Here is a 13202-nt window from a genome sequence, read left to right as displayed (position 1 = left end):
GCACGTTACTTATCGACGCTTTCCCACAAACCGAATGAATGGCACAGTCAGTCCTGCTGACGGGGGCTGCGGGGCGAGTCGGACAGGCCATCCTCGGCGACCTCGCCGACGAGCACGAGTGGCGTCTGATGGATCGCGATCCGCCGACGGACGACCAGCCGGGCGAGTTCGTCGTCGGCGACATCATTAACGACGAGACCGTCCGCGAGGCGATGGAGGGGATCGAGGTCGTGATCCACCTCGCGGGCGATCCGCGTCCGGAAGCGCCGTGGGACAGCGTCCTGACGAACAACATCGACGGCGCCCAGACCGTCTTCGAGGCTGCCGCCGCCGCGGACGTCGAGAAGGTCGTCTTCGCGTCCTCGAACCACGCCGTCGGCGCCTACGAGACCGACGATCGGACGCCGGACATGTACCGGAGCCACGACGACTATCTCCTCGACGGGACCGAACTTCCCCGCCCGAGCAACCTCTACGGCGTCTCGAAGGCCGCCGGCGAGTCTCTCGGCCGGTACTACCACGACGAGTACGGCCTCTCGGTCGTCTGCGTTCGCATCGGTAACCTCACCGAGGGCCACCCGCCGATCGACTACGAGCGCGGCCAGGCGATGTGGCTCTCCTACCGGGACTGTGCGCACCTGTTCGACCGCTGTATCCGCGCCGACTACGGTTACGAGATCGTTTACGGCATCTCCGACAACGACCGCAAGTACTACTCGATCGATCGCGCTCGCGAGGTCCTGGGCTACGAACCCCGGGACAACTCCGCGGACCACGCCGACGAATCGGAGCAGGAGTAGCTCCCGACTCGGTCAGAACAGCCCCTCGACGTCCTCCTCTCGAGCCCGTCGCCTGTCGACGTGACCGGTCAGCCGGCGGTAGATGATTCCTCGGTGTTGCTCCTCGCGAACGAAGTCGAACAGCAGCGCGATGAACCGACTGTCGTCCTCGCCGGCCTCGAGATCCCGCCTCGCGTACGTCCACGCGCGCTCGACCGGTTCCGCGTCGAATCCGAACTCCGGCGCGAGAACGGCCGCCGCGATCGCCGTCGTTTCGACATCGAGATCCGCGAGCGTCGGCGCGGTTCCCCCGTGTTCGATCCGGGGTGGGGAACGGCGCTCGACGACTTCGGGATCGGTCGCGAGTTCCTCGAGCACTGCCCTCACCGGCTCGAGCCGAAGACCCCGGTAGTCGGTCGGAAGCCCGGCGAGATACTCTTGGGCACTCTCGGCCAGCCCGATCGCACCCACCCAGTTCCGCTCGCGGGCGTGGTAGACGGCGGCGGTGAACTGGATGAGTCCGTGAAGCAGCCGCTCGTCGTCGGTGCCGGACTCGAGTTCGAGCCAGTGGTCCTCCCAGGCGTCGTGGGCGGCGTGGTAGTGGCCATCGTTGTAGATCGCGACGCCGGCCAGGAGCCGGTTGTACATATCCATCGTTGGCACTCCAGGGGTGTGAACGTCACGGAAAGCGGTGAGCGCCGGATATGTTCCGCCTCCGACGGGGCGGGCAGACAACTGCCGACAAGCGGAAATCGGGGACGTGCAGCGATCGCCCCGACCGGTTACTTCCGCCACCGGTCATGGCGGTACTCGGTACAAATACCGGTCAGTACCATTATTATGCAGTTGCTTCTCCGGCTGTCTGGAGACCGTTAACAGTACTAATAGGACCCTAACGACGGGAAAGAGGGGCCTGGTACCGGTGAGAAGACGGATCTCGACCGGCTCGAGCGCCTTCGTTCGCGGACCGACTCCTCGCGGCTCGTGCTTCCCGCCGTTCCGATCCGCGATTCTCACTCACTTCGTTCGTTCCGAACCGCACTACTCCTCGAACTCGTCCTCTCGGCGGATCCGTCCGTTTCGCTGCACGACCTACACCAACTGTTTCCGCTCACGTCGCCTCCGGAAATCGTTCGCGCAAAACGTCGACGAAAAACAGCTAATTCCCGAATTCGTCTTCCCAGCGGAACTGCCCGTTGCGCTGAATCACCTCGCCGTCGATCTCGAGTCGGGACTCCTCGCTGACGTCGGTGATCATGTCGACGTGGACGGCCGACTCGTTGCCCGATTCCCCCTCCGGGAGACAGGCGTCGTAGGCTCGACCGACCGCGAGATGGACCGTCTCGCCCATCTTCTCGTCGAAGAGGATACTGTCCGTGTAGCGGTCGATACCGCGGTTCATCCCGATCCCGAGTTCGCCGAGTCGACGGGCGCCCTCGTCGGTGTCGAGGATCTCGCCGATCACCGTCCCGCCCTGCTCCGCGTCGTAGTCGACGACCTCGCCGTCGTCGAACTCGAGGCGGACGTTCCGGACCGGTTCGCCGCGAAGCGTCATCGGAACGTCGAAAACGACCTCGCCGTCAGTTCCGTAGGGCGCGGTAAAGACCTCGCCGCTGGGGAGGTTATGGGAGTCGTAAGCGACCGACGCCGCGCTGTTGACGGCGGTGCGATCGTCGATTCGCATCGTGAGATCGGTTCCCTGTGAAACCAGTCGGACCTCGGCGCCCTCGTCGAGCAGCGCCTTGAGTTTCGCCATCTCGTCGGCGAGAGCGTCCCAGTCCCGGAGAATAGCGTCGTACGCGAACTCCTGGTACTCCTCGTAGGCCATGTTCGCCTGCTGGGCGAGCGATCTGGTCGGGTGGACCGTCGACACCCAGCGCGTCTCGTAGCGCGCCTCGCGGATCTCGGTCCGGGCGCTGCGGTGTGCCTGTCGCGTCTCACCCGGCACGTCCGCGGTCGCGCTCGTGTTCCGCCCGCCGCCGATCGAGAGGTAGACGTCGGTCGCCTCGAGCAGCGCGCGTTCGTGATCCGGACTCTCGTCGAAGTCGCCGTCGTGAGCCCGGAGGTACGCCCGGCTCACCTCGCCGGAACTGTACGTCGCGAGAAGGTTCGCGCCGCGTTCGCCCAGTTTCTCGGCGACGGCGACGGCCAGTTCGTGGGCGTCGAGGCCGACCGAGAGGACGACGTCGTCACCGGCCTCGACTCGAGCGCTCCAGTCGACCAGTACCTCGGCGTGTTCGCGGATGCGTTCGTCCATACCCGTGGCTCGCGCGCCGGCTACTATAGTACCAACTGAAACGATCTCCGCACCGATCGCACGACGGCTGTGTGATCGGGTGTGCAGCGACTTCCAGCGGCTACTGAATCCTCGCCGTTCAGAGCGGTACCGAATCAGGCGGTGTATGCGTCTTCCGAGTCGGACGACTCCCGGGACCGGACGAGCGCGACGATAGCGTAGACGATCGGCGTGTCGAGGACGGCGATCACGAGTTTGAGCAGGTACTGACCGACGATCAGGGCGAGGAGCGCCTCGAGCGGGAGGGCCACGCCGACGCCGAGGACGGTGGGCGCGATGGCGAACGCGACCGAGACGAAGATGACGGTGTCGATCACCTGGCTGGTGCCGGTCGAGACGATGTTGCGCAGCCAGAGCTTCTCGCGACCGGTCCAGTCGCGAATCCGGTGGAAGATCCAGACGTCCCAGTTCTGGCTCACGAGGTACGCGAGGAGGCTGCCGAGGACGACGTTGGTCGAGGCGCCGAGCGCCGTCGAGAACGCGTCGGGATCGACGCTCGCCTCCGCCGCGGGAGCGGCGATCGTCGACCAGACGAGCGCGAGGACGACGAAGTTCAGCGCGAACGTAACGTTGACGACGATCTGGGCCGCCCGCCGGCCGTACAGTTCGGTGTAGCAGTCGCTCGCGAGGAAGGTCAACGCGTATGCCAGCGCCGCCCCGGGGAGGACGAGTTCCGCGCCCGTGATCGGGAGCGAGGCGGGGAGATCGAACGCGAGAACCTTCGAGGCGGTCAACTGTGCGGTAACGAGCGCTGCCACGAACAGGCCGATCAGTGAAACCTGCGCGATCGACGGCGCGGCGCGATGCTGGTCCATGCAGGCCGCGTCTCGAGCGCGGATACCTAAACGATACTATCCGAACCGCGTTCGCGTGTCCGCGCGGCAGGCGAGCGTGGATCACGATCGCGGGTCGGCGCCCGTCCTCCGGTCGGCATCGACGCCGGGACCGAATATGTGCGGTAGCGTTCACCAACTGTGAACAGTCTCAAATAACGAACCGTCTGAAACTGCGATAGAAAGCCGCTAAACGATTGTTTCGACGATCAGATAGCCGTGTTCGCCCGTTTCGGGGGCTGAGACCGGTGCAGGGAGATGTATACGTTCGATTCGACGAGACTCATCGTACCAGTCAGTTACGGAACGTATAGGAACGATCACGTCGACTGCAAGCAGCCTAGCTCGTTCACAACCGCTGCAACAGACGTAATACGTGATTGATAACAAATAGAGTGGCACTGGTGGCTACTGATAGGTAAAGTATGGACGATTTGACCGGCTTTCAGCGAGACCTCCTGTACGTCATCGCAGGAGCAGACCAGCCATCTGGCCAGGACATCAAAGAGGAGATCGAGACGTACTACAGCAGCGACATCAACCACGGACGGTTGTATCCTAATCTCGACACCCTCGTCAACAAAGAGCTAGTCGAGAAGGGGGAACTCGACCGGCGGACGAACTACTACGCGATCAGTGACACGGGCCACGACGCGATCGCGAACCGTCGAGACTGGGAATCCCAGTACATCGACGGCTGATCGGGCGGCTCGGAACCACCTCACCGCGGTCCAACAACTCCTGACGGAGTGTGGAGTACAGGATTATCCCATAGCCGCGCGACAGCGTCGGCGATCGTTCGTCGATCCTGCAGACACGCGCTCTCGAGGGGGTTCTGACAGGCTCTCGAAGCCGGTTTCGGCCGATTCCAGGATCTCTCGAGCGCGCGGCGGGTGTACCGTGACGAGTTCCACGAGCGACGACGTGGACGGTTGCAACGGCAAGTCCAACCCTTGTCCGTCCACCGGTCGTCATCCCCGTCAATGAGCGAAACCGACCAGCAACCGCTCGAGGGAACGACAGTCGGGATACTCCTCGCACAGGAGGGCACCGAAGAGGTCGAGTTCACCGAACCGAAGGAGGTCGTTACGGATGCCGGGGCCACCGTCGACGTTCTCGGCAGCGACACCGGTGCGGGCGAAACCGTCAACAACGACCTCGAGCCCAGCGACTCGTACGAGATCGAACGAACGTTCGACGAGGTCTCCGCGGACGAGTACGATGCACTGATCGTCCCCGGCGGCACCGTAGGTGCGGACACCCTCCGGGCGAACGAGGCCGCCATCGACCTGATTCGAACGCACCTGTCGGACGGCAAGCCGATCGGCGTGATCTGTCACGGCCCCTGGGTCCTGGTCGAGGCGGACGTCGTCGACGGGCGAGCGCTGACCTCCTACCACAGCCTCGAGACAGACATCCGCAACGCCGGTGGCGAGTGGGTCGACGAGGAAGTCGTCGTCGACGACGGCCTGATCACCAGCCGCAATCCGGACGACCTCGAGGCGTTCTGCGAGACGCTCGTCGAGGAATTCGCGACGGCTTCCGAGTAACGGACCTCCGAACGGGGAACCACTGGATTGGTCGATCCCATCGCGAGCGTACGCGGTGGAGGTTACGAGTACGCGGACCGCCATCCGCGAGCACGTTCGTCCCTCCTCGCTGAATTACTCCGACGAAGGCGTCCCGTTCTGGTCCGTCGGGTACGCCCTCGACGGGAATCGCGAAGTCGGTAGAACGGCTAATCCCCACGAGATAGCCGGCGTATCGAAATTCGACCGTTCAGGCGCGAGGGTCGGCCGCCGTCGATTCGAAGAGTCGCTCGAGTGCGTCCGGATCGATCGACTCCAGTAGGCACTGAAAGTCAGTGCGCAGCCGATCGCACTGTCCGCGGTTCTCGCTTGCTTCGCTCGCTCCGAACCGCGCTCCCGTCGTGCGATCGGCGTGTAACCCGTTTCAGTTGGTACCGTAGTGCAGTGGTGGGAGCAACGGAGACGTCCCGATCCGCCAGCTTCGCAACGGAGCGTCCGGGCGCAACGGATAGCGGCTCGTTCCGATCACTCGTACTATTCGTCATCGGCCGTATCAGCCGGGCGATAGGTATGGCTGTTCCCTCGCTAAAGCCGAGTTAACTCGAATTAACGGCAATGAGACCGTATTCGCCACCCGAATACCGTGGAGTCTGATCGGATAGCGCATCCGTACGGTTCGTTTGCTTCTATAGGCTGCTCTGGTTCGGAGCGTAGCGTTCGTGCGATCGCCATCGGAACACGGACGATTCGGAGACGGTTCGGAAGGTTTCTGGACGGCTCTGAGGGGAATGGAGTTCGGCTCGTTGCAGTCTTCGAATTGTCGTGACTCATAGTTATAGGTCCGAAAGGTAATCGCGTCGCTGTTCTGCCTTTTCGCGGACGTTTCGTCGGTCGTAGTGGCGGTCGAAGACGTCATCGCTCGCATCGAGCCGATCACCGACGACTCGACGCGGGACGTCCTCGCGGCGGCAGGCCGTCACCCGACCGCTCCGAACGTCGTGGGGTGATCTCGATGACGGGCACTTGCTCGCCCGCGTGTAGGTAGTGGCATCGCGCTCGGCGGGGCCGCGATCGCGCGGACACTCGGCGCCGCGCCAGCACGGACGGGTAATCCCTTCCATCGTATCTCGAATCGTCGAGACGGAGGGTCGGCCCGATCTCGTCGGCAGCAATAGCGACCGGTGGTGATCGTCGGTCACGTTCTCTCGCGGTCCGTCGGTGCAGTCCCGGAGGACTCCGGCGACGGGACCGCTGATACCGTTCCACCGCTCGTCATTCTCGTCCAGGCGTATCCGACTGACCGGGCTGACCCGAGACGAGCTGGAAACCCACGAAATCACGGATGGATTTCCTCAAAAACGCGACGTCGATGCCCAGAGCGGGTGAAAGAATCTAGGCGGGCGTGACAGACAATTCACTTCTGATTGTGATTTCGAATCGATCTTAATTTTGGCAGGTGGGTCCCACCTATTTCAATGGCTCCTACTCTGTGAGCCGAGAGATAGACGAGTAACGCACCGAAGAAGGTCGTAGGAGTCAGAGCGAGATGCCACAGAAGCGTGTGCCTCATCTCGTGTCCCATCGCACTCAGGACCTCGCCCATCCGCTCCAGAATGAACAGAACTGAGGGGTGTGCGACATAAACACCGACGGCGTATTTCCCCCACGACGGCAACGGAGTAGCCTTTCCGAGATTCGGCCGTGAAAGGAGGAAGAGGAACAACGAGACAGCGACCAGGGCAGTTGCGATCGTGTAGCTCGACGTATAGACGCTCTGAGTAACTGACTCCCCTGTTAAAACGTATCCCAGTACGTATCGTTCGGCGATATGGAACGCTCCGAACAGTACGGTTGCACCGAGGTAGAGCGTGCTTCGATCGGCATTTGGCTGCCATTCCTGCGAGTAGATCCAGTAGCCGAGACTAGTGTAAAAGAACCCGAAGAACAGCGTGTCTCTGACCTCGAACGGAATATCCACGAACATCGTGTAGCTCGTCCCCAAGAGACCAATAATGTGGAATGCGAGCGAGACGGGCAACATCCACGCTGCCATATTTGTTCTGGCGAAGAGACAAATGAGAGCAAGTGAGAAAAGTAGTGCTGGAAGAAACCACAGTATCTCCGATACCGAGCTCCCATAGTAAATTAGTTCGAGCGGAGAACCGAATTCGAACAGTCTCTGAATGATGACACTCCTAACGTCTCGCTCTCCAGTACCTTCGCGTACAGCGGCTCCTGCGAGGAACACGGGAGTAGTGAGCAAGAGTCCGAACACGTAGATCGAAGAGATAGTGGCCGCTCGGCTGGTGAAATAAGCGATCGGATCACGACGAGCGGTTTTGAGGGCGAAAAAATAACCTGCGGTCATGAAAAAGAACGGGACCGCAAACCGCGCCGAAGAGTCTATCACAAAATTGATCGCGTTTCCATACGCGCCGACTCCCCTGAATAGGTCTGTATGGATTGTGACAACGAACACCATCGCAATTATTCGCATAGAATCTATACTGTAAATGCGTCCGGACATTATTCGGACAGAATCAGTTCCCGATTATGGTTCTTTTGTCTTCGCTGAGCGATTCTCCGTTGGACAGTAGTATCAGCCAATTATACCGCAAATCTGTCCGAATTGTCTCTCTCGTTTACAGGCTGTTCGATGGAGGATATAGCGTTCCGTGTATCATCCGTTCCACCCCGTGAGTCGTCACCGATCACTCATTTCTGAAAGCTGATATCCCTGAAAACGTAGTCAGCGATCGGATGGATGCCAGCGAGGCGGTTCTTGACCGCCACTATGACCAGCGATCAGAACGCGAAAAACTTCGGCAGCGACGACGCTACCTTCCCGGAAATTGAGTCTATGGACTGAGTCGATTCAATGCCTACTCTCCGACTTCACCAATTTGCGACCTTGCTGATCGGGATGGCGCTATTTGCAGTTGGCGTGCTTGGCCTTACCAGCAACCTCTCGATACAGACGGTATTGATGCTGCTGATCCTCACTACCGTGTCATTGGTGTCGTTTTATTTGGGTCAAATTTCTACATCCTAATACTGCAAGTGATCAGAACTATCCGTATGTTCAAATGCCTACTCAACGCTGTGGCGGAATGTTAATGTGACAGTGGAACGTCTCACTTTCGAGATAGTTGATATGCTCAAAGAGTTGACGGAGATAGAGAATATGTGGGCCAGACACTCCAATCCGAAGAGCGGGTGGAGTCGAATGGCAGCAGGGTTCGTGGCCGTGGGCGCACTCTACCATCGGCAATGGAAGTTGTTGGGGCTCATTCTCCTATTCTTAATCATCAATCCGGTGCTATTCCGCGAACCAAGTGAAGAGTTGGATGACTGGATGTACAAGGTCGTACGTGATGAAGAACGCTGGACTAATGACGGGCACCGCCTCATCGGTCTCGGCTACCCACAGATCCTAAACACCGTGAGTATCCCAATCGGGCTCTATGGTCTCTACGCGGCGTACAAACGCAAGCCTGTCTCAACGTTGGTTTTCACGCTCGCATCACAAGGACTCAACCAGTGGTGTTTGAAGGAGATTATCGAGTACTACGAAGAAGTCGATTCGCAGTAAGAATATATCCCATATTGATCCTCCGTCCAGAACGATGCGTGCGTCACCTGTACGTAACGCGGTATCCTCTCGGCGTGGCTTTACTGCGGTTAGTTCGAATTATTCCACATCCATATTAAGGACAGTAGTAGTGAGAGTACTAGTGCCATCACGATGTATTCAACGCCATCAACAGGGGTTCGGACAGAAATAATCCATACTGGGAACGTAGTCTCAATGGCACGAACGAGAACCCAGAACACGAGAAGACCAGCGTTGAATAGAACTCCCAGTCTGAACGTCCACCGACCGGGATCGAATAACAAGTTGACAGCCAGTAGGCCCTGTCCAATAGCAAGCGCTGCAAAAAACGCCCCGTGTACTGGCCAGAATAACAGCGCCTCCGCCGCTACCCAGAGATAGAGCAGTTCCACAACGAACGCAAGACCAGCTGTGAAATATTGCAGGCGAGTAACCGACTCACTGGTGAGAGCGCCGACCAGTGTTCTCTCCGAGTCCGGCTGGGGATCCAAACTCACGTCAGACCACCTCGAAATTTGCCATCATCATCATGTCTTCGTGCTCAAGGTTGTGACAATGGAAGACGTACTTCCCACGGTACGGTCCAAATCGAGCGACGACTTCGACAGTGTCTCCATCTAAAAATACCGTGTCTTTCCATCCTCTATCGTACGGTCCGGGTGGATCGCCATTTCGAGAGAGGACTTTGAAATGAACCAGATGGAGATGAGCAGGATGGGCGGGGTCACTATCGAGCTCCCAGATTTCGGTCGTATCGAGTTTCGGCTTGGCGTCGATTCGCTCCGGGTCGAACGATTGGAGGTTGATCGTAGACATTCCCCCTTCCATTCCCGCGAGGAAGTTGAACCGGCGAGTTTCAACAGCGTTGTCTGGATCGGGGAACTCCAATGGGGGTGCGAGCGTCGAGGGGATTTCACTTTCATCGGATTCCTCGTGCGTCACCACGAACTGCATGACGTCGGCTGTTTTTCCCGATCCGCGCCGGTTCGTGAGAGTCACTTCTGTCTCGGTCGAATAGTTCGAGAAATCAATGATGACGTCGAATCGCTCCGCCGGTGAAATACGAAGCCGTTCGTGTGAGAGCGGTGTTTCGAGCAGTCCACCATCACTTCCGATCTGTACGAACGCACTGCCAGCGGATGGTTCCGGATCGAGTTCGAGATCGTACACCCGCGCGTTCGATCCGTTGAGCATTCGGAAACGGTACTTCGTGTTCGAAACTTCTAATTTCGGCCACGGTGCCCCATTGACGAGTATCGTATCGCCGTACCACCCGTCGCTCGCAACCGGCAGGACCCCGTGTTCGCCGAGGAGCGACGGGTCGAGTGACGGGTAATACAGTTCCCCGTTCTCTCGGAAGGTACGGTCACAGATCAAGAGTGGAATCTCTTTCTCGCCCGATGGGAGAGGAAGGTCCGCTTCGATTTCGTCGCGGATGATGTAGAAGCCTGCCAAGCCCTTGTACACCTGTGGTCCGGTGAAATCCATCCGATGATCGTGGTACCAGAGCGTCGCCGCCCGCTGTTCGTTTGGATACGTGTACTCTTTGGATCCGTGGGAAATCCCATCAACGGTGCCAGCAGTGTGATGACTGGGGATCGCATCTTGATCGAGGTCTTTGGGAAAGAGGAGGTCTGTCGGGTATCCATCGCTCTTCGGAGGTGTGACGCCGCCGTGGAGATGTACGGCGACCGGAACGGGTAACTCGTTTTGCTGTTCGATCACGACCTCCCGTCCGCTTTGTGCTTCGATCGTTGGACCGGGAAAGAGCCCGTCGTACCCCCAGATCGTCGTTTCGTATCCGGGGAGAATTTCGACCGTTTCCTCCCGCTGTGTGAGTTCATAATAGTCGGTCGTTTCATCGGTACGGACCGGTTCCGCCGTCGGTGGCACGGGAAGTGATACCTCGAATCGTTCGATTTCAGGACTTGCAACTCGACTCGCTTCAAGAAGGCGCGCAACGGGACGCGAGAGTGCACCGACTGGGAATACTACTCCTGCCCCAGCCGTCAATCCGAGCTTCGTCAACCGTCTACGGGTGAATTCCATGCGATACTCGGATCTGGATTCAGATTCCGTTCAAGATGCTGGTGAACATGTTGCTCTTGACCAGAAAGCAGAACCCGGTGTGGGTTCGCGGAGTTTGGCTCTGCGAGTGGCAGTCAACTATTACTTTACGATGGGAGGAATGCCCTCTGCTGCCGACGGTTCGAGGTAGGTGTAATAGTTGAACATATCTGTATAGGATGGTCGATCGATTTCAACGAGTGCGTACTCGTAACTCGCGTCCAGTGCACTCTTCGCGTCATCGAGCGAGGTTCCCTCGGGGAGGAACCCACGAACTTCATCGCCGCGATGGAACGCACGTCCACCAACGAGTAACTCTTCGGGTGGCACGCCGCCGCGAACCCGAAGGACGGATGGAAGTGTTTCGAGTAGCGCGTCTGGTGCGCTACTTTTGACGATGCGTCCGTTCTGAACGAAAGCGATACGATCGGCGATCTGCGCATCGAGTGGCGTGTGGCTGGTGATGAGGAACGCAGCTCCGGCCTCCCGACGTTCGAGGATCATGTCATGCAACACCCGAATCATCGATAGATCGAGTTCCGCGACGGGTTCGTCAAGGAGATACAACGGAACGTCCACCGAGAGCGCGATTGCGACTTCGATTTTTCGTTTCATCCCGCCGGAGTACGTCCGAACGAGACGATCGGCGTCGTCTTCCATTTCGAGTCGTTCGAGTATTCGTCCGACGTCACCGGCCCCACGCGGATGGAGGCGACGGTAGAACTCGACGTTCTCTCGACCGGTGAGGTCCGGGTCGGTCATCTCCCCTTGTTTCATTACGCTCATCATCGACTGCGCTTCGACGGGATCGTACGAGTCGAACAGTGTGATACTTCCATCCGTTATCCGAGAACTCCCTGCGAGACAGGACATAAGGACCGATTTTCCGACGCCGTTCGGTCCCATCAAGAGGACGATCTCGCCATCTTCGACGAGCATATCGATGCCCCGAAGAACTTGTTCATCACCGAATCGCTTGTGTACGTTTGTGGCTTCGAGTATTGTCATTTTCACTCCCTCCGATAGGCAACCCGCTGCATAACGACGACGGACGCGACGAGCAGTACGAGGCCGTATCCGACGAGCAGTCCCAAATGTTCGATTCCATCAGGCATCGCCGGCGGCGTCAACCCCCAGTGAGCGAAATCAGCATCGGTCAGATAGAAAATTTGAACGCGGGCTGCGAGTGCGTTCGGGACATAGTTGACGAGCGCTTGATTTTCGGCCAGCATCGCCGGCTGGACGCCGTTGAACCCCGTGAGGAAAAACGACATGATGACGATGACGACCGCGAGCGTCGTGATATACTCCGGTTTCGTGATGAGCACTGCGAGTCCCATCGAAAGTGCCATCGCAATGAGACAGAACACGAAGAGCGTCAGAAACGCGACCGGAATCGAAAGGAGCCCGCGAGGGCTGTAGGTTGCGCCGTGGACGTATCCCGCGCCGATCGTCACGAGAAACGACGGGACCGCGATCGCCAGCCCGGCGAGAAATCGACCCGTCAGATCCGCTGTTGGCGAGATCGGCAGCGATCGCAACATGCGGAAGCGACCGGATTCGAGATCTCCCGCGAACGCTCCTGCAAAAACCGCAACGGTGACGGTAAACGCGCCAAAGAGACCGAACGAAATCGCGTTGTTTGCTTTGATAGCTCCGACCTGTTCTTCCGATGGAATGAAAAATTCCATCGTTAGCAGGTACCACGCTACTGGCCAGGCGATTGCGAGAGCGAGTATGAGTTTGCTTCGGGAAAGACTCCGAAGGTACCGTTGCGTGAATGCACCGACTTGGTGCGTCCATCGTACAGTGGTTGGATTGGGATACACAAGAGAAGGTCGCTCACCAATGAGTCTCACCATTGTGGTGAACATGTAGCCATAGAACTCAGCTCTGAAGATCAAATATAGTAGCCACTGCACGTCATTGCACACCTGATCACCAGATGAATCGGCGATCAGCATGTGAATCGTTTCAATTGTTACTATAGGAAAGACGATCATCTGCGCGGATCCGGGTGACTGACTCCAAGGACCGTTCGCAGATTCTTCCGTGTCTTTGGTCACATCACCGTCATTGGGAGTG

The 13202-nt window shown here is 58.8% G+C and carries 12 protein-coding genes and 1 pseudogene; 5 read left to right on the top strand and 8 right to left on the bottom strand.

The features are described 5' to 3' along the window. The first annotated feature begins 38 nt into the window (after nt 1–38). Nucleotides 39–800: an NAD-dependent glucose-6-phosphate dehydrogenase Azf gene (gene azf / locus NED97_RS01725; protein WP_252489010.1), complete on the top strand. Its 762-nt coding sequence runs from the start codon at nt 39–41 to the stop codon at nt 798–800. A gap of 12 nt (nt 801–812) precedes the next feature. Here the strand turns inward: azf and NED97_RS01720 are convergent, their stop codons facing one another. The 3 genes from NED97_RS01720 to NED97_RS01710 form a co-directional block, all read right to left on the bottom strand. After that, a complete protein-coding gene (locus tag NED97_RS01720; protein ID WP_252490561.1) occupies nt 813–1427 on the bottom strand; it encodes a DUF309 domain-containing protein in 615 nt (204 codons plus the stop codon). 511 nt (nt 1428–1938) lie between these two features. Beyond that, nucleotides 1939–3036, bottom strand: a complete 1098-nt coding sequence (locus tag NED97_RS01715; RefSeq protein WP_252489009.1) for an aminopeptidase — start codon at nt 3034–3036, stop codon at nt 1939–1941. 134 nt (nt 3037–3170) lie between these two features. After that, nucleotides 3171–3890, bottom strand: coding sequence for a queuosine precursor transporter (locus NED97_RS01710; RefSeq protein WP_252489008.1), 720 nt, complete (start codon nt 3888–3890; stop codon nt 3171–3173). Nucleotides 3891–4333: 443 nt separating this feature from the next. On the opposite strand from NED97_RS01710, the gene NED97_RS01705 reads away from it, so the two are divergent. Together NED97_RS01705 and NED97_RS01700 are read left to right on the top strand one after the other, a co-directional pair. Next, nucleotides 4334–4609 carry a PadR family transcriptional regulator gene (locus NED97_RS01705; protein ID WP_252489007.1) on the top strand — a complete coding sequence of 92 codons (276 nt, stop codon included), beginning with the start codon at nt 4334–4336 and terminating at the stop codon, nt 4607–4609. Nucleotides 4610–4891: 282 nt separating this feature from the next. Then, entirely contained in the window at nt 4892–5458 is a 567-nt protein-coding gene (locus NED97_RS01700; protein ID WP_252489006.1) for a DJ-1/PfpI/YhbO family deglycase/protease, read from the top strand. A 1393-nt stretch (nt 5459–6851) separates the two neighbouring features. Here the strand turns inward: NED97_RS01700 and NED97_RS01690 are convergent. Continuing rightward, entirely contained in the window at nt 6852–7964 is a 1113-nt protein-coding gene (locus tag NED97_RS01690; protein ID WP_345781220.1) for an acyltransferase, read from the bottom strand. Nucleotides 7965–8155: 191 nt separating this feature from the next. Between NED97_RS01690 and NED97_RS01685 the strand changes: the two are divergent. Then, nucleotides 8156–8293, top strand: a pseudogene (locus NED97_RS01685) (site-specific integrase); the annotation flags it as partial. 262 nt (nt 8294–8555) lie between these two features. After that, the gene (locus NED97_RS01680) at nt 8556–9029 is read left to right on the top strand and encodes a DUF6653 family protein (protein WP_252489004.1); all 474 of its coding nucleotides are present in this window, start codon (nt 8556–8558) and stop codon (nt 9027–9029) included. Between the two features lie 89 nt (nt 9030–9118). Here NED97_RS01680 and NED97_RS01675 read toward each other — a convergent pair whose 3' ends face one another. The 4 genes from NED97_RS01675 to NED97_RS01660 all read right to left on the bottom strand — a co-directional run bounded on the left by NED97_RS01675 (nt 9119) and on the right by NED97_RS01660 (nt 13081). After that, entirely contained in the window at nt 9119–9547 is a 429-nt protein-coding gene (locus tag NED97_RS01675; protein WP_252489003.1) for a hypothetical protein, read from the bottom strand. 1 nt (nt 9548) lies between these two features. Beyond that, nucleotides 9549–11099, bottom strand: coding sequence for a multicopper oxidase family protein (locus NED97_RS01670; protein WP_252489002.1), 1551 nt, complete (start codon nt 11097–11099; stop codon nt 9549–9551). Between the two features lie 120 nt (nt 11100–11219). Next, complete coding sequence (locus tag NED97_RS01665) at nt 11220–12023, bottom strand: ATP-binding cassette domain-containing protein (protein WP_252490560.1); 804 nt, start codon at nt 12021–12023, stop codon at nt 11220–11222. 104 nt (nt 12024–12127) lie between these two features. After that, nucleotides 12128–13081, bottom strand: a complete 954-nt coding sequence (locus tag NED97_RS01660; RefSeq protein WP_252489001.1) for an ABC transporter permease — start codon at nt 13079–13081, stop codon at nt 12128–12130. Nucleotides 13082–13202: the final 121 nt, after the last annotated feature.

It is taken from the genome of Natronococcus sp. CG52 (assembly GCF_023913515.1).
In the GTDB taxonomy this organism is placed as follows: domain Archaea; phylum Halobacteriota; class Halobacteria; order Halobacteriales; family Natrialbaceae; genus Natronococcus; species Natronococcus zhouii.
The sequence above is the reverse complement of the archived record's forward strand: the minus strand, read 5'-3'. Positions and strand labels throughout refer to the sequence as shown.